General features: G+C 62.5%; 27 protein-coding genes. 24 read left to right on the plus strand and 3 right to left on the minus strand.

Features of this window, described 5'->3' with window-relative positions; all coding sequences use genetic code 11:
* The first annotated feature begins 109 nt into the window (after positions 1-109).
* From U8330_RS02935 to U8330_RS02995, 13 genes are all read left to right on the plus strand, one after another.
* Positions 110-331 (plus strand): hypothetical protein, encoded by a 222-nt coding sequence (locus tag U8330_RS02935; protein WP_323103663.1) that lies wholly within the window; start codon positions 110-112, stop codon positions 329-331.
* Positions 325-687 carry a hypothetical protein gene (locus U8330_RS02940; protein ID WP_323103664.1) on the plus strand — a complete coding sequence of 121 codons (363 nt, stop codon included), beginning with the start codon at positions 325-327 and terminating at the stop codon, positions 685-687. The genes U8330_RS02935 and U8330_RS02940 overlap by 7 nt, the downstream gene beginning before the upstream one ends.
* Positions 687-1,514, plus strand: coding sequence for a ParB N-terminal domain-containing protein (locus U8330_RS02945; protein ID WP_323103665.1), 828 nt, complete (start codon positions 687-689; stop codon positions 1,512-1,514). Before U8330_RS02940 ends, U8330_RS02945 begins: the two co-directional genes overlap by 1 nt.
* Complete coding sequence (locus U8330_RS02950) at positions 1,511-1,969, plus strand: hypothetical protein (protein ID WP_323103666.1); 459 nt, start codon at positions 1,511-1,513, stop codon at positions 1,967-1,969. The genes U8330_RS02945 and U8330_RS02950 overlap by 4 nt, the downstream gene beginning before the upstream one ends.
* Complete coding sequence (locus U8330_RS02955; RefSeq protein WP_323103667.1) at positions 1,969-3,987, plus strand: transposase domain-containing protein; 2,019 nt, start codon at positions 1,969-1,971, stop codon at positions 3,985-3,987. The genes U8330_RS02950 and U8330_RS02955 overlap by 1 nt, the downstream gene beginning before the upstream one ends.
* 79 nt (positions 3,988-4,066) lie before the next feature.
* Positions 4,067-5,092: an AAA family ATPase gene (locus U8330_RS02960; protein ID WP_323103668.1), complete on the plus strand. Its 1,026-nt coding sequence runs from the start codon at positions 4,067-4,069 to the stop codon at positions 5,090-5,092.
* The gene (locus U8330_RS02965) at positions 5,089-5,394 is read left to right on the plus strand and encodes a hypothetical protein (protein ID WP_323103669.1); all 306 of its coding nucleotides are present in this window, start codon (positions 5,089-5,091) and stop codon (positions 5,392-5,394) included. Before U8330_RS02960 ends, U8330_RS02965 begins: the two co-directional genes overlap by 4 nt.
* Positions 5,391-5,675, plus strand: coding sequence for a hypothetical protein (locus U8330_RS02970; RefSeq protein WP_323103670.1), 285 nt, complete (start codon positions 5,391-5,393; stop codon positions 5,673-5,675). The genes U8330_RS02965 and U8330_RS02970 overlap by 4 nt, the downstream gene beginning before the upstream one ends.
* Positions 5,672-5,965, plus strand: coding sequence for a hypothetical protein (locus tag U8330_RS02975; RefSeq protein ID WP_323103671.1), 294 nt, complete (start codon positions 5,672-5,674; stop codon positions 5,963-5,965). The genes U8330_RS02970 and U8330_RS02975 overlap by 4 nt, the downstream gene beginning before the upstream one ends.
* 2 nt (positions 5,966-5,967) lie before the next feature.
* Positions 5,968-6,621 (plus strand): DUF3164 family protein, encoded by a 654-nt coding sequence (locus tag U8330_RS02980; protein ID WP_323103672.1) that lies wholly within the window; start codon positions 5,968-5,970, stop codon positions 6,619-6,621.
* Positions 6,622-6,629: 8 nt separating this feature from the next.
* On the plus strand, positions 6,630-6,824 hold the full coding sequence (locus tag U8330_RS02985) for a hypothetical protein (RefSeq protein WP_323103673.1): 195 nt from the start codon (positions 6,630-6,632) through the stop codon (positions 6,822-6,824).
* A 13-nt stretch (positions 6,825-6,837) separates the two neighbouring features.
* On the plus strand, positions 6,838-7,386 hold the full coding sequence (locus U8330_RS02990; RefSeq protein WP_323103674.1) for a hypothetical protein: 549 nt from the start codon (positions 6,838-6,840) through the stop codon (positions 7,384-7,386).
* Positions 7,383-7,592 (plus strand): hypothetical protein, encoded by a 210-nt coding sequence (locus U8330_RS02995; protein ID WP_323103675.1) that lies wholly within the window; start codon positions 7,383-7,385, stop codon positions 7,590-7,592. The genes U8330_RS02990 and U8330_RS02995 overlap by 4 nt, the downstream gene beginning before the upstream one ends.
* Positions 7,593-7,630: 38 nt before the next feature.
* On the opposite strand, the gene U8330_RS03000 is transcribed toward U8330_RS02995, so the two are convergent.
* The 3 genes from U8330_RS03000 to U8330_RS03010 form a co-directional block, all read right to left on the minus strand.
* The gene (locus U8330_RS03000; protein WP_323103676.1) at positions 7,631-7,897 is read right to left on the minus strand and encodes a DUF6894 family protein; all 267 of its coding nucleotides are present in this window, start codon (positions 7,895-7,897) and stop codon (positions 7,631-7,633) included.
* A gap of 96 nt (positions 7,898-7,993) precedes the next feature.
* On the minus strand, positions 7,994-8,374 hold the full coding sequence (locus U8330_RS03005; protein WP_323103677.1) for a hypothetical protein: 381 nt from the start codon (positions 8,372-8,374) through the stop codon (positions 7,994-7,996).
* Positions 8,375-8,548: 174 nt separating this feature from the next.
* The gene (locus U8330_RS03010) at positions 8,549-8,875 is read right to left on the minus strand and encodes a YnfA family protein (protein WP_323103678.1); all 327 of its coding nucleotides are present in this window, start codon (positions 8,873-8,875) and stop codon (positions 8,549-8,551) included.
* A gap of 71 nt (positions 8,876-8,946) precedes the next feature.
* Between U8330_RS03010 and U8330_RS03015 the strand changes: the two genes are divergently transcribed.
* The 11 genes from U8330_RS03015 (at position 8,947) to U8330_RS03065 (ending at position 14,809) form a co-directional block, all read left to right on the plus strand.
* Positions 8,947-9,138 (plus strand): hypothetical protein, encoded by a 192-nt coding sequence (locus U8330_RS03015; RefSeq protein ID WP_323103679.1) that lies wholly within the window; start codon positions 8,947-8,949, stop codon positions 9,136-9,138.
* Positions 9,135-9,782 (plus strand): regulatory protein GemA, encoded by a 648-nt coding sequence (locus tag U8330_RS03020; RefSeq protein ID WP_323103680.1) that lies wholly within the window; start codon positions 9,135-9,137, stop codon positions 9,780-9,782. The genes U8330_RS03015 and U8330_RS03020 overlap by 4 nt, the downstream gene beginning before the upstream one ends.
* The gene (locus U8330_RS03025; RefSeq protein WP_323103681.1) at positions 9,779-9,997 is read left to right on the plus strand and encodes a hypothetical protein; all 219 of its coding nucleotides are present in this window, start codon (positions 9,779-9,781) and stop codon (positions 9,995-9,997) included. Before U8330_RS03020 ends, U8330_RS03025 begins: the two co-directional genes overlap by 4 nt.
* Positions 9,981-10,379 (plus strand): helix-turn-helix domain-containing protein, encoded by a 399-nt coding sequence (locus tag U8330_RS03030; RefSeq protein WP_323103682.1) that lies wholly within the window; start codon positions 9,981-9,983, stop codon positions 10,377-10,379. The genes U8330_RS03025 and U8330_RS03030 overlap by 17 nt, the downstream gene beginning before the upstream one ends.
* Before the next feature lie 95 nt (positions 10,380-10,474).
* The gene (locus U8330_RS03035) at positions 10,475-11,317 is read left to right on the plus strand and encodes a peptidoglycan-binding protein (RefSeq protein WP_323103683.1); all 843 of its coding nucleotides are present in this window, start codon (positions 10,475-10,477) and stop codon (positions 11,315-11,317) included.
* The gene (locus U8330_RS03040) at positions 11,314-11,748 is read left to right on the plus strand and encodes a hypothetical protein (RefSeq protein WP_323103684.1); all 435 of its coding nucleotides are present in this window, start codon (positions 11,314-11,316) and stop codon (positions 11,746-11,748) included. Before U8330_RS03035 ends, U8330_RS03040 begins: the two co-directional genes overlap by 4 nt.
* Positions 11,749-11,834: 86 nt before the next feature.
* On the plus strand, positions 11,835-11,963 hold the full coding sequence (locus U8330_RS03045) for a TraR/DksA C4-type zinc finger protein (protein ID WP_323107121.1): 129 nt from the start codon (positions 11,835-11,837) through the stop codon (positions 11,961-11,963).
* Positions 11,960-12,316: a hypothetical protein gene (locus tag U8330_RS03050; protein ID WP_323103685.1), complete on the plus strand. Its 357-nt coding sequence runs from the start codon at positions 11,960-11,962 to the stop codon at positions 12,314-12,316. The genes U8330_RS03045 and U8330_RS03050 overlap by 4 nt, the downstream gene beginning before the upstream one ends.
* Positions 12,313-12,609: a hypothetical protein gene (locus U8330_RS03055; RefSeq protein WP_323103686.1), complete on the plus strand. Its 297-nt coding sequence runs from the start codon at positions 12,313-12,315 to the stop codon at positions 12,607-12,609. The genes U8330_RS03050 and U8330_RS03055 overlap by 4 nt, the downstream gene beginning before the upstream one ends.
* On the plus strand, positions 12,609-13,190 hold the full coding sequence (locus tag U8330_RS03060) for a DUF3486 family protein (RefSeq protein WP_323103687.1): 582 nt from the start codon (positions 12,609-12,611) through the stop codon (positions 13,188-13,190). The genes U8330_RS03055 and U8330_RS03060 overlap by 1 nt, the downstream gene beginning before the upstream one ends.
* Positions 13,187-14,809, plus strand: coding sequence for a hypothetical protein (locus tag U8330_RS03065; RefSeq protein WP_323103688.1), 1,623 nt, complete (start codon positions 13,187-13,189; stop codon positions 14,807-14,809). Before U8330_RS03060 ends, U8330_RS03065 begins: the two co-directional genes overlap by 4 nt.
* The last annotated feature ends 1 nt before the right edge of the window (position 14,810 follow it).

The raw sequence follows: 14,810 nt of genomic DNA on the forward strand, positions 1-14,810 counted from the left end.
GCTCTCCGATCTGCAGGATGGAGAACGTCGTCATGATGTGGGCTGTTGCAGCTTCCAGCCTCGTCGCTGCCGTCTCTCTGCTCATCGTCCGCCTGCAAGGCGGTGCGCTATGATGCGGATTGGCGACATCAACGAGCGCCTGATGGTGCGCGCTGCCGAAGCGTGCGACGGCGCCAAGCCCAATGCGCAATCCATCCTTGCTGCGGCTCTTCAGGCCATCGACACGGACCAGAGCGACGCCAAGGCGCTCGAGGCCTACGTGGTTCTGATCGGCCACTTCCACGATGACCTCGTCGAGGCGCTTTTCAGCGGGGAGGTGGCGGCATGCTGAACCCCTATTCCGCAGAAGAGCGCCTGCAGGCGATGGTTTCGGCAGCCTACCGGGCCAGCCGTTCGCACTTCAGCCACCTGCCGCTGCGCTTCATCATCGACCCACCGGTCGACATGCTCGACGCGGCGCTTGCTCGCCAAGTCGCGATCCACGTCCTGGTCGTCCAGTTCTCGATCCCGCGCCGTCGCCTCATCGTGCTGCTGAACGTCGGCCGCTCGATGGTCAATCAGGCCATCCGCACGGTCGATTACCGCTGCGACGAGGCCGTTTTCGAACGCACTTACCGAGCGATCGCCGCTCGGGCCAACGACCTCTTCATGACGGCCCTCAGCGAAGCGGCCGAGGACGCAGCATAATGGCCGATTTCATCCGCGCATCACTGACAGACATCCACATCGGCGACCGCTTGCGGCCGATCGACCCCGCCTATGTCGAGGCTATCGCCGCATCGTTCACCGAACGCGGCCAAATCAGCCCGATCATGATCCGCCGCACGCCGGCGAAGAACAAGGGCGCCACGCCGTTCACGCTGGTGGCCGGTAGCTACCGCACCTCGGCCGCAAAGCTGCTCGGCTGGACCGAAATCGACGCGATCATCGTCGAGGCAGACGCGCTCGAGGCGCAGCTGCTGGAGATCTCCGAGAACCTCTTCCGCAACGAGCTCAACCCGCTCGATCGCGCCATCTTCGTCATGAAGTACCGCGAGCTCTGGGAAGAGCAGCACGGGAAAATCAACCCGAACGGCGGTCGCCCTCAAAAACAGGGACACGATGTCCCTGTTTTCTCCGCGGCCGGTCGGCAGCTCGCAAAAGAGGTCCAGGAGCGGCTCGGATTTGGTGAAGGGGCTTATAAGCGCGCCACCCGCATTGGCCAGAACCTGCACCCGACCCTGCGCCAGGCTGTTCGCGGCACGGAAGCGGAGACCGACCAGTCGAAGCTGCTCAAGCTGGCGAAACTGCCGGCCGATGATCAGCTCAAGGTCGCGGCAGCGCTGAAGGAGAGCTCCGACCTCAAGCCGGTCTTGAACTGGCTGAAGGGGCCGAAGGTTGAGGTCGATCCGCAGCAGGCCATCTTCGACAAGATGGCGTCCTTGTGGGCGAAGGCCGACGAGGCGACGCAGCGCCGCTTCCTCGACCATATCGGCGACAAGAGCGACTTCTCGTTCCTGGAGCGCGCAGCATGAAGCGCGACCCGCACCAATTCGACTTCTTTGCCGAAGCGATATTCCCTGTCCGTCAGGCTGCCGAGCGCATCGATCTCGATCGCTTCCGCTCCCGGCTAAAGCGGGAGATGGCCCGCGCCATCCGCGAATGCCCCTACGATCGGCCGACGATCGCCGCCCGCATGGCGCATTACCTCGGTCTCGCTTCAGTCTCGAAGGGCGCTCTCGATGCCTACACGGCCGAAAGCAAGACCGCGCACGACATCAGCCTTGTGCGGTTCAAGGCCTTCGTTCGTGCGACCGGCGCCGTCTGGCTCTGGGATGTCATCGTCAGCGAGGACGGCCTGATCCTCCTCGAAGGCGACGAAGCGCGCCTGGCCGAAATCGGTCGTCTCCAGCAAGAGCAGCGTTCGATCGCCGCCGAGCTAAAGGCACTCCATTCCCGGCCCGTCTCGATCAAGCGTCGAGGCCGCTGATGAAAGAGTGGTTCACCATCCCTGAACTTGCTGAGGCAAAGCTTCCCGGCCTTCCGACAACGGTGCGGCGGATCCATGATCTTGCTGATCGTGCGGGATGGGACCATCAGCCCGGCAAGGTTCGTGCTCTCGCCAAGCGTGGTGGTGGGCGTGAATATCATTACTCCCTGCTGCCGAAGGAAGCGCGCCAGAAGCTCGCTTTCCTCAGCACAGACCTTCAGGCACCCGTCAACGACGCTGCAAAGATGCTGTGGGCTCGCTTCGAGGCGCTGACCGACGAGCATAAGGCGATCTGCCGGAAGCGCCTCGACACGCTCATTTCCGTCGAGGAGATGAAAGCGTCGGGCATTGCAGCCACGAAGGCAGTTGAACACTGCGCCCGCGTAGCCGGTATCGGTCGCGCAACGCTTTACGAATGGCGCGAGATGGTCGCGGGGAAGCCGCGCGCTGACTGGCTCGCCGCTCTTGCGCCCGCCTTTTCCCCGACTGTGAACGGCGTCGTCGCCGATCGCGCCGACTGCCATCCGGATGCATGGGCAACGCTGAAGTCCGATTACCTCCGGCCCGAAAAGCCGAAGTTCTCATCCTGCTTCCGACGCATGATGACAGCCGCAAAGGCGCATGCGTGGTCGCCGATCCCTTCGGAGCGCTCGCTGCGCCGCCGCCTGGAGGCCGAGGTGCCGAAGGCCGTGCAGATCCTTGCACGCGACGGCAAGGAAGCCGCTGCCCGGCTGTTCCCGGCACAGACCCGCTCGGTCGCTCACCTGCATGCCATGCAGATGGTCAACACTGATGGTCACAAGCTCGATCTGTTCGTTCGCGTGCCTTGGAAGAAGGTGCCGGTGCGCGTGATCCTCATCGGCATCCAGGACATTTATTCCCGCAAGGTCCTCTCGTGGATCCTGTCGGAAGCCGAGACGTGGGAAGCGGTGCGGTCCTGCATCGGCGCGATGATCGAGAACGCTGACGGCGCGCTGCCCTACCACATCTACATGGACAATGGCCGCGCCTTCGCCTCGAAGAAGATCTCCGGCCAGGCGACCGCCCGAAACCGGTTCAAGATCACGGAAGACGAAGTTGCGGGCCTCCTGAAGACCCTCGACATCGATGCGCACTTCACCAAGCCATATTCCGGGCGATCGAAGCCGATCGAGCGCGCCTGGAGGGATCTGGCCGACGAGATTTCGCGGCATCCGGCGATGTCCGGAGCCTACACCGGCCCGAACGTCGACGAGAAGCCGGAAAACTACGGTCGCAGCGCGGTCAAGCTCGATGTGCTTCAGCAGCACGTCGCCGCCATGGTCGAAGAACACAACGCTCGCGAAGGGCGCCGCACGGAAATCGCCGATGGCCGCAGCTTCAACGCCGTGTTTGCTGAATCTGTCGCAGATCCCTCGACCATCCTGCGCTATTCCAGCACCGCGCAGCGCGCGCTCTGGATGCTCGCGGCCGAGAATGTCACCGCCCGCAAGCCGGATGGCGCGATCCACTACCTCGGCAACCGCTATTGGGCGCCCGTGCTCAATCAGTGGATCGGCAAGAAGCTGACCATTCGCTTCGACCCGGCCAACCTGCACGCCGCGATCAAGCTCTACGACACCGCCGGCCGCTTCCTCGGCGATGCGGATTGCATCCTCGCGCATGGGTTCGATTGCCAAGCCGCCGCCCGTCAGACCGCCCGCAAAGCCTCCGATTACGCCAAGGCGCAGAAATCGCTCCTGGAGCTCAACCGCACGATCGCGGCCGACGAGCTCGCCGACATCTACGCCAAAGCCCGCAAGGCCGAGAAGCGCGAGGAAGCACCGGCGCCGCGGCCGATGGTCACCCGCCTCATCACCGGCAGCAACCTTGCTCCGGCCGTGTCGCCCGAGGCGATCGGCGAGGGTGAATTCGAAACCAGTTTTTCGCGTGGACTTGCCCGGATCATGGGCGGGGAGAGCGCGATCATCCCATTCCCTTCGGGGAAGACAGCGGACGGGTCAGTCAAGCCCGGCCGTAAGACCAGAGCCGAAAAGTAGTGCGTACGGTTCCCGACCAAAAAAAGCGGGCGTTCCCGCGAAGGAACGCCCGACCAAATATAAGCAAGGAACCAAGTAAATGAAAAAACCAATTGGCACAAGCGCCGGCTGGGAACATCCGCAGCCAAGTGCGGAGTTTCTGTCGAAGCATGCCGCCCACGATGTCGAGATCTGGCGCGATCTCGTGTCTCGCGTCATCGGGGTGGCAACTGCCAACGGCTGGACGAAGACCGCGGTCGCTCGCCGCACGAACATTCCGGAAGGGACGTTCTCGCAGTGGGCTTCGGGCAAGTATATCGGCAGCCTCGTCAACCAGAACAACCAGGTCAGCAACTGGCTGGCTGCTCTTGAGGAAAGCTCCGGCCTTGCGTCGCGCGTCCCGACCTCGCCCTTGTTCCAGCAGACGCTGGTCGCGCGCGAGATCCTCGAAACGCTCGCCTATGCGCAGGTGACGGCCGGCTTCGTGGCCATCACGCTGGACGCCGGCGTCGGCAAGACGACATCGGCCCGGCACTTCTGCCAGACGCGGCCGCATGCCTACCTCGCGACGATCAGCCCGAACACGAAGACGGTTCACGGCATGCTCGTCGAGCTCGCCGCCGAGCTCGATGTTCTAGAACACAATCCGGCGCGCCTGGTGCGTGCCATCGGTCGGAAGCTCCAGCGGATCGGCGATGGCTCGCTGCTGATCATCGACGAGGCCCAGAACCTCGTCCCTGAGGCGATCAATCAGCTTCGCCACTTCGTCGACATCAACAAGTGCGGCGTCGCTCTCCTCGGCAACGAAGACACCGCGACCGACTTCATGAAGGAGCGGTCCCGGTCGGTTTCGAGCCGCGCACAGGTGCTGTCACGGTTCGACAAGCGGCTGAAGCGCGAGCCGAGCCGCAGCGATGACGCACGCACGCTGATCGCCGCCTGGGATGTGCAGGATGAGGACATGATCCGCTTCCTGCTCGGGATCGCGCTGAAGCCAGGTGCGCTTCGTCAGATCGACCGGACGATGAAGCTCGCCACCATGGCTGCGATCGGCGACGGCGACGACGTGTCGCTGAAGCACCTGCAGATGGCCTGGAAGAACCGCGATCTGGGAGACATCGCATGAGCGCTCTTCCGAAGCCTTCCGAGCAGATCCGCAAGGTCCTCGACGACCTTGCACCGCATGCCGCGTCGGCAGGCGTGTTCGATATCGAGATCGAGGGGGCGGAGTTCATCCGCCTCATCAAGATCTTCGAAGCCATCGGCGACGAGTGCGCCAAGATGGAGCTCGAGCTTGCCATCCTCCGAGACAGCGAGGCCGGCCGCGCCCTTTGCGGCCGGATCGAGCAGACCGCGACCGATCAGCTGGCAGCCCTGCTGCCGGCCGAAGGCACCGTCATTCGCCCGGATTTCAGGAGGAAGTCATGACCGCTCTCGCATCCCATCACTCCGCCGTTATCCGCGACCGACTGAAGGACTTCGTCCACGGCGGCAAGTTCTTCTCGAGCGAGGACATCCTCGCGCTCATCAAGCGGATGAACACCGTCGTCAGCCTTGCGGAAGAGACGGAAGAGGAGAACCGCATCCTCGCCCGGCAGCTGGCGATCGCCATGCAGAACCGGCTGCCGGCCGTAGTCGGCGGGAACGTCGTGGCCTTTCCCGGCGCACACCGCGGGCCGTGCTCGATCGACGGAGGTGACGCCGCATGAAGACGATCGACATCGTTTGCACCTTCCCGAAGGCCGACGTTCTGGCTCGGCTGCAGCCGGAGATCGACGACATCGTCAACGAGCGCCTGATCGCGATCGGGCGTCGGAAGGAAGGTCTCGCCCGGACACGGGTCATGGCCCTTCAGCGCAGCATCAACCGCGTGACGCTCGCCGTCTCGCAGTTGGAAAAAGCTCAATTCACTCCAGGCGAACGGGCGGCAACGACACAGCTCATCGCCGCTGCAAAGGGGCTTCGAGCCGCTGACGCAGCCTACACAAAGGGACAATGACCATGGAAGCTGTCATCCTCGAAGAACGCCGTGACGAAGGCGTCACCATCGTCAACGGCAAGGCCTACATGGCAGACGCGAAGGGCGCCCTGTTGCCGCTTGATATGGTCAAGCCACAGCACAAGCTCGAAGACGAAGTGGTCCGCAAGGCCATGAGTTTCGCGGTTGCGCTCAGCGAGCAGATCGGCCGCTTCCGCGGCCATACCATGACCGACCTCGGCGATCTCGATGCGCTGCTCTCGCAGGAATACGGTGCCAAGATCGGCGGCGCGAAGGGTAATCGGACCTACCAAACGATCGACGGCACGATGAAGGTGCAGGTGCAGGTCGCCGATCTGGTCGACTTCGGGCCCGAGCTCATCGCCGCGAAGTCTCTCATCGACGAGTGCTTGAACGAATGGTCCCAGGACAGCCGGCCGGAGATCCAGTCGATCGTCACCCGCGCCTTCAATACCGACAAGGAAGGCAAGATTAACCGGTCTGAGATCTTCATGCTGCTGCGTCACCAGATCGAGGATGAGCGCTGGCAGCGCGCGATGGATGCGATCCGCGACGCAATGCGGATCACCGGCTCGAAGGAGTATGTCCGCTTCTATCGGCGCGACAAGGCCACGGATCCCTGGCAGCCCGTCACCATCGATCTGGCAAGGGCGTGAGGTGCATCATGAGGCACTTCCGCGACCCGGTCGAGATCCGGGACCTGATGCTCGAAGCATACCTGACCCAAGGCGTCCGCGTCATTCAAAACGCCGATGACTTCATCGTGCCGGCGCTTAGCACGCCGGGTGGCCTCTTCAGCGTCAACGAAGCCGCCCAGGTGATCTGGGATCGCATCTCCAGTTCCACGCTGCTGCACTGAGAGGATCATCGACATGAGTAAGATTTTCGCCAAGCCGACCGGCATCCCGTACTTCGATGAGCTGAAGAGCGCAGCCTATGAAAGCGTAGCAGTCGTCCTCCAGCGCGTTAGGGCGAGCATGGGCCCGCGTTTCATCCAGAGCAGCTTCAACAAAGACATGCTCGCCCTTGGTTACGATCGGCCGAACCAAAAGGAAATGAACCGCTTCCTGGCCGGCTGCGAGGCCGGCCTGATCGAGCTCGCGCCTCGCGGCGAATCTGAGGAGACACCGACAGTGACAGGGGACGTCATCGGCGATGACCAGGTCGTTGAGGAAGTCCTCGAAGATGCCGAAAGTTCAGAGCCTCCAGCCACGCCAGCGGTACCCGAGCAGCTCGATAAGGCACCCGCGCCGATGCCGCTCGCTCGAACTCGCAACTCATTCGATCTCCTGACCGAAAGCATGATGGCTGACGCGATGGCCGAACTGCAGCGTGATCTGGAAAGCCAGGCTCGGCTTCTGGTCGCTGCCCGCCTTCGTTTGATGGTCGATAGCTACGAGAGCGGGGAGATGCCAGCATGACACGCGTCATCATCGGACCGGCGCTCGTTCCTCGATCCCCCCACGCCGGGGGGATCAGCCTGCGCATGTTCGCTCTCATCTGCAGCTTTCTCCTGTCCGCGATGATGTGGAGCGGTTTGTTCTTCCTCATCTCCGGATGCGCTGAGCTCCAGCCGGCATGCGCCGCTTGCTACATCGGGCTTCAGCAGTTGGAGCGGTCGAAATGAGAGCCGCTGATCATACCCCAGCACCCCAGGCAGAAGCGCTACCGGTTGAGATACTTTCGCAAGGCATTGAAACGCGGCAGGACTGCCTCCTCCGTCGTCAAATGCGCAAGAACCAGACCGCTTTCGTCCAAAATCGAGATGCCTTCAAGCTGGACATTTTCTCCAACCTTGAGGCTCTCGCCTGCGATCTCACAGATGGACAGTTCAGCAATCTCGACGGCTGCGTCCAAGTCTCTAACGTCTTGGCCGTCAATGTCGTCGATTCGGCAATTCTGGGTCGTCAGACTGAAAAAATAGCGGGGCATCAAAAATTCCTACTTGCTCTGCAGCTGCCAAACACCCAGCGACGAGCAGAGTTTCACAGGAAAATCAACGCAGCCCCAGCATTCCAAACTCAAGAGCTAGGTGTCCGATGCTTGTCGCCAATTTGCAATGGCTTCTGCGGCTTCGAGATGAGCGGCGTCCTCGTTAGGGAACGGACCGAGGACTCGTGTTTCACCCAAGTAAGTCACAGCCACCGTGTTTGCGCCGTGATGGTATACGACCTTACTTCCGAACGGTGTCATTCGCGTATTGTCGTGCCGAGCGAGCATGGAAGCTTGGGAGCTTTCATCGAAAAGCTTCGCCGCTTCTGCCCGACCAATGCTGAAACCTGCCAGCCAAGCAAACCGCTCGTCAGGGGTGTTGTGACTGTATGGGCACTCACTTGCCTGCGCCAAATTCACTGCACCGGCAACTCTTCCAAGTTCGCTAATACGAGCGAGTTCGCTGCTGCTGATCATGGGCCAGCTCCCTTCCGAAACGACGAGAACGGCTGTCATGAGGATCGTCATGGTCACGACATTCCGCCAACACAGTGCGAGCGGTGGATGGAGGTTACTTCACTTTCAGCGAGATTCCTAAAAGAATCATCGACTGCCCCATCGCCCCAAACCCGTGTGATGGCTTTAACCAGATCAAGCAGCCCTTGGAGCAAAAAGGATGATTGCTGCGCCGACGACGCACACAGCCGCGCCAAGGAGATCCCATCGATCCGGGGCCTGTCCTTCGATCAGCCAGAGCCAAAGAACAGATGCAACGATGTAGACCCCTCCGTAAGCTGCGTAGGCCCGACCTGCAGCATCGCTCTCAACCAAGGTGAGGAAGTAGGCGAACAGAGCCAGCGAAATCGTCCCTGGGATGACCCACATCGCGGACTTGTCGAGGCGCAGCCACGCCCAGAAAGCGAAGCAGCCGGCAATTTCGGCAAGGGCGGCGCCAATGTAGGCAACGATCGTGATCATCCTTGGCACTTCTCACATCTGCCTGGGCACTGCCAAGCCCCATCGCAGCAAACCCTGCCGGGAGTGCCTTCATGAAGCGGCTCACCCAAAGGCAGGAAGCCTACTTGCAAAGCGCCACAGTCAATCCGACCGGGCGAACGCTCATCCGCAGTGAGGTCCTTGGCCAGCTTCACGCCCTCGGCCTCGTCGAGCACGAGGGTTACGGGATCGCCAGGATCACCGATGCCGGTCGGGCTGCTTTGATGTCGGGAGAGGTGAAATGAGTTCATCGATCGCTGCCATCAAGGTCGCTCAGAAGCAACTCGGCTTGGATGACGATGTCTACCGGGCACGGCTCCACTCGATCACCGGCAAAACCTCCGCCAAAGATATGACGGAAGATGAGCGCCAGCGCGTCATTGAGGACTTCCGCCGCCTTGGCTTCCGTCCCGCCACTCGTCGCCAGGACGGCCGGCAGAAGCTGACCGGCAAGTATGTTCCGAAGCTGCAGGCGCTCTGGATTGCTGCCTATAATCTCGGAATTGCCCGCGAACGCGACGACAGCGCCCTGCTTGCCTTCGTCAAACGCCAGACAGGGATCGACCACACTCGCTTCCTGCATGATGCAGCAGACGCGCGCCGTGTCATCGAAGCCTTGAAGGGCTGGATGGAGCGGGAGGCGAAGGTCGACTGGACGGTCAGCAAGTTCACGGCCGAGTGGGAGAAGGCCGAGGGGTATCGGATTGCCCGCGCGCAGTGGGTGATCCTGGTCGGCCCAGCCGAGGCGAAGATCAGCCGTGCCTTCTGGGACGCGATCGTCGGCATCCTCGGCCGTCACGTCGCCGGCCGCGAGCTGACGCAGGAGGAATGGATCCCCGTCATGAACACATTCGGCGAGCGTATCCGCCGGCGAAAGATAGGCGGATGATCAGCCAGCCGCTCCCGCTTTTCAACTGGCGCGAAGCCCGTGAAGCGGAGCGGCTTTGCCGTGACCGGAAGGCACTCCTCGGCCGGATCCAGAAACTCCGGCTGCATTCGCACAAGCGGGTTGCTCTCGAAGAACGTCTGAAGAACATTACATTGGAGCAAATGAAGGCCGAGTTGGCGAGCAGCCGGGAGCGTCGCGATGCAGACGCCCGATAATCAGAACGATCGAGTATGGCTGACGCCGCTTCTCAACCGCATCGCGAACGTCGCGGGTGAGAACGCGGCGATCGCGCTCGGCCGCGCCCGCGCCGGCGAGCGGATCTATATCCCGGAACGCATGACGGCGGATCATTGGCTTGCCGAGCTCGTCGGCCTTGATGCGGCGTCGAAGATCTCCGCTGCCTTCGGTTCCCAGAAGATGGAGATCCCGCAGTCGATCGCTGGCGACAAACGGCGCCGCGCCGCTGCCATTGCCGACCTGATAGACAGGGGCTATTCAACGAACGCGATCGCCCGTACTCTGGGGATCTCTCAGAACACCGTCGCCGAACATCGCCGCAAGCGGCCGATCGTCGACCCGCAGCTGAAACTGCTTTAGGTTCCTTGGGCTGCGATTTCGCAGCCCCGCTCTTCCTTCCGAATTCGGTCAAAGTCCTCTTCAGACGCCGCTCACTGGCGCTTCGAAGGCACTTCATGACCACCATTTCTCTCGCATCGCGTCTCAGCGAAGCCACGCTGTTTGCGCTCGTGATGCGTCACACCGGCGCCATCGGCCGCAAGCAAGCCGGCATCATCGAAGCGGCGGCCGAAACGCTGCCCGCTCTGATGGAGCTGTTCCGCATCAACACGCCGGCCCGCATCGAGCCATTCCTCGCGCAGACGGCCCACGAGTGCGACAACTTCGCCACCACCGAAGAATATGCGAGCGGCGCTGCCTATGATGGTCGTCGAGATCTGGGCAACACCAAGGATGGCGACGGCAGGCGATTCAAAGGCCGTGCCTATATCCAGCTGACCGGCCGCGCCAACTATCGCGCCTTCACCGCCTGGATGCGCCAGCACAAGGCCGACTGCCCAGATTTCGAAGCGGAGCCCGAGCTGGTCGCGCAGGCGCCCTGGGCTGCCTGGGCCACCGTCTATTTCTGGTCGAGCCGTGACCTAAACGCTCTCGCCGATCGCGGAGACTTCGTCGGCATAACCCGCAAGATCAATGGCGGCACCAACGGGCTCGCCGATCGCCGCACGAAACTCGCCAAGGCCAAGCTCGTCGTCGCCAAGATGCAGGCCGAGCTGGTTGCCGAGAAACAGGGCATCGCTCCCCTGCGCCGCGGCTCCGAAGGGTCAGCCGTCGAGCGCCTCCAGCGTGCCCTGGCTGCGGCCGGCCACTACCTCCTCACCATCGACGGCGAGTTCGGTCCCGGTACCGAAGGCGCCGTCAAAACCTTCCAGCGCTCGCGCGGCCTCATCGTGGACGGGATCGTCGGCGAGCAGACCCTCGTGGCTCTCGAACCCTTCGAACAGGACCAAGCCGCATGAAAGAACTGCTTATGACGCAGCTCCTCCCGGAGCTGATCAACTACCTCCTCTTGCTGTTGCTCGGCGCGATCTTCGCGCTGTTCCACCGCTGGACCGGCATCCAGATCGACGCCAGGCACCGCGACGCGCTGCAGTCAGCGCTGGCGAACGGCGCCAAGCTCCTGCTTCAGCCCGGCGGCACGATCGACGACGCGTTGAACTATGTTCTGCAGTCGGTACCCGATGCGCTGAAGCGCTTCCGCCTATCCGATGACCGCGTCCGCGAACTCCTCGAACCGCACGTGTTGAGCCTCCCGAAGCTGCCGGAAATCGTGACTTCGATTGCGCGCGATGATCATGCCATCGAAGACGCGGTCGACGCCGGCATCAGGCGAGGGCTCAAGGATGCAGTCGCAAGCGGCGAGCGAGCGGCGAGGTCCATCCTCAGATGACGGAAGAGGCCCTGTTCGAACTCGCAGCAGTTCGGGCTGAGCAGGAGCGCGACGCTGGCATCAGATCCGCCAGCGCCGCGCTTTCGATGCCCGGCACCATCGACTGCGTGTCATGCGGCGAAGAAATCCCCGAAGGGCGCCGTTCCGCAAACCCGTCCGCGACCAGGTGCATCGAGTGCCAGAAGTTCTGGGAAACAGAGAAGTTCCACCGATGACCGAATGGAAAGAGTATCTCGGTTTTATGGCGATGCTGATCTCGATCGGCACTGTGATCTGGTCTTGGATCACATCGCCGGCCAAGAAAACCGCGTCCGATCTGGAAGTCTACAAGAAGCAGAACGCCGAAGAGATGAAGGCGCTCTTGGAGGCTGTTCGAGAACTTGGCCGCCGCACTCAGACCATTGAAGGCGAGATGAAGCACCTGCCGGACGCGAAGGCCTTTATGGATATGCGCCTCGAGATCGCGCAGCAGACCGGCAAGCTGGGGCGCATGGAAGAGGCCCTGACATCTACCTCCCGCACTGTCCTGCAGGTGCAGGACTATCTTCTGAAGAGCAACGTCGCATGAGCTTTGACGAACACCTGACCAAAGACGCTCGCCTTGTGATCCTGCGCGAGCTTGCCAAGCAGACCGACAACCGCCTGAACGAGACGCTGCTGACGGCTGTCCTCGACACGTTCGGCCATCGCCGCACCCGCGATTGGGTCCGCACGCAGTTGCGCATCCTCGCCGACCTCGGCGCGGTCTCGGTCACCGAAGCCGGCCCGATCATGATCGCCGAGCTTCGCCGCGCCGGGCAGGATCACGTCGATCGGCGCATCATCATCGAAGGCGTTGCACGCCCCTCCCTGGTGGCCTGATGCGTGGGCGGCTGAACAGCATCGAGCTTCTGCCGGAGGAATGCGATGCGATCATCGCAAAGGCTGCTGCTGATCTGCAGGATCGCAGCCGGACGCAGACGGAGATCTACGAGGAGTTTCACGCCTCGCTCGAGGCGCTCCAGCGTGAGCATCGCGGCGAGCTCGAGTTCGCGATCCCCTCGTTTTCTTCGTTCAACCGCTACTCGCTCAAGCTGGCGCATATCTCCGGCCGCATGAACCAGACACGTGAGATTGCGGCGACGCTGGCCGAGAAGTTCGACGCTAAGGCGTCCGACGATCTGACGCTGATTGCGGCCGAGGCGATCAAGACGCTCGTTTTCGAACTGCTGACCAACAGTGGTGAGGCCGGGCTCGATCCGAAAGGCGCCATGTCTCTCGCCAACGCGCTACGCGCTGCCGCCCAGGCGCAGGGCGTCTCGACCGCGCGTCGTCAAAAGGTCGAGGCAGACTTCGAGACAAAGGCTAAGGAAGCCGTCAATCTCGTCCAGCGCTCGCGCGGCCTTACGGATGAGACTGCATCCGAGATCCTCGACCAGATCCTCGGAGTGCAGAAGACATGACCTCTCCCGTCAGCAAAGAGCAGTGGGCGGAAGCGCGGCGACTGTCCACCGACGCGGTCATCAACCAGATCGGCGCCCGCAAGGCGCTGTTGCCTTATCAGCAGCGGACGATCTCGCTCCTCGAAGGCTCGTGCCCGGTGCTGTTCGTCGAGAAGTCGCGACGGATCGGGTTGACCTGGGCCTGCGCTGCCTATGCCGTTCTGCGCGCTGCGCGTTCGCGCGCCGCCGGCGGCATGGACTTCATGTATATCTCCTACAGCCAGGAGATGACGCGCGAGTTCATCGACGCCTGCGCCATGTGGGCCCGCGCCTTCAGCCAGGCCGCACTGTCAATGGAGGAGTTCCTTTTCGACGACAGCGACGCGGAGGGCGAGCGCGCCATCCAGGCGTTCCGCATCAAGTTCTCGTCCGGTTTCGAGATCGTCGGCCTGTCGTCGGCTCCACGCACGCTGCGCGGTAAGCAGGGCGTGGTGATGATCGACGAGGCTGCCTTCGTGGATAGCCTGGAGCAGCTTCTGAAGGCGGCGCTCGCATTCCTCATGTGGGGCGGCCAGGTCATCGTTTGCTCGACCCATGACGGCTTCGAGAACCATTTCAACGAGCAGATCCAGGACATCCTCGCCGGCCGGCAAAGCTATAAGCACCTGCGCATCGATTTCGACGAGGCGCTGCGCGAGGGTCTCTACCAGCGGATCTGCTATGTCACCGGCAAGACCTGGACGCCGGAGGCGGAGGCCGACTGGCGCCAGGACATTATCCGCTTCTATGGCGCCGGCGCTGACGAGGAGCTCTTCTGCATCCCATCGATGTCCTCGGGCGCATTCCTGCCGCGCTCGCTGATCGTGTCACGGATGAAGAGCGACATCCCGGTGATCCGCTGGAAGTCGCCGCCTGGCTTCGTCGACTGGCTGAAGCCGCTGCGCGAAGGAGAGATCGCGGACTTCTGCGCCGAGCAGCTGCTGCCGCTCCTCAAAGCTCTCGACCCGAAACTTCGAACCGGGTTCGGCCAGGACTTCGGACGATCGGGCGACTTGTCGGTCATCCACCCGTTCCAGGTGCGCCAGGACACCAGCCTTCGCACGCCCTTCCTCCTCGAGCTGCGCGACGTGCCATTCGAGAGCCAGCGTCAGATCATCGTGTTCCTGCGCAAGAATATGCCGCGGTTCTTCCATGCGGCTTTCGATGCGACCGGTAACGGCTCGGCCCATGCCGAGGCGGCACGCCAGGAGTTTGGGGCTGCGCTTGTGTCGGAGATCAAGCTTTCGACGCAGTGGTACATGCTCAACATGCCGAAGCTCAAAGCGGGCTTCGAAGACGCAACGTTCGAGCTGCCGCTCGATGACGACGTGCTCGGTGACTACCGGCTGCTGAAGATGACGAAGGGCGTGGCGAAAGTGCCGGACGATGCCCGCACGCAAGGTTCCGATGGCTTCGAGCGCCATGGCGACAGCGCCGTTGCCGGTGCGCTTGCGATCTATGCCAGCGAACAGAGCGGGGGCGAGGCGGGCGCCGGCACCATGGGCGACGCCCGTCCGTCGAGCGAAGTGATGCGCGCCGAAAGCGGTGGCTTCGGCGCGGTAGAAGCACGCGCGGATCTTTCCGCATTCACAGGATACTGAC

This window comes from Rhizobium sp. CC-YZS058 (assembly GCF_034720595.1).
Lineage (GTDB): Bacteria > Pseudomonadota > Alphaproteobacteria > Rhizobiales > Rhizobiaceae > Ferranicluibacter.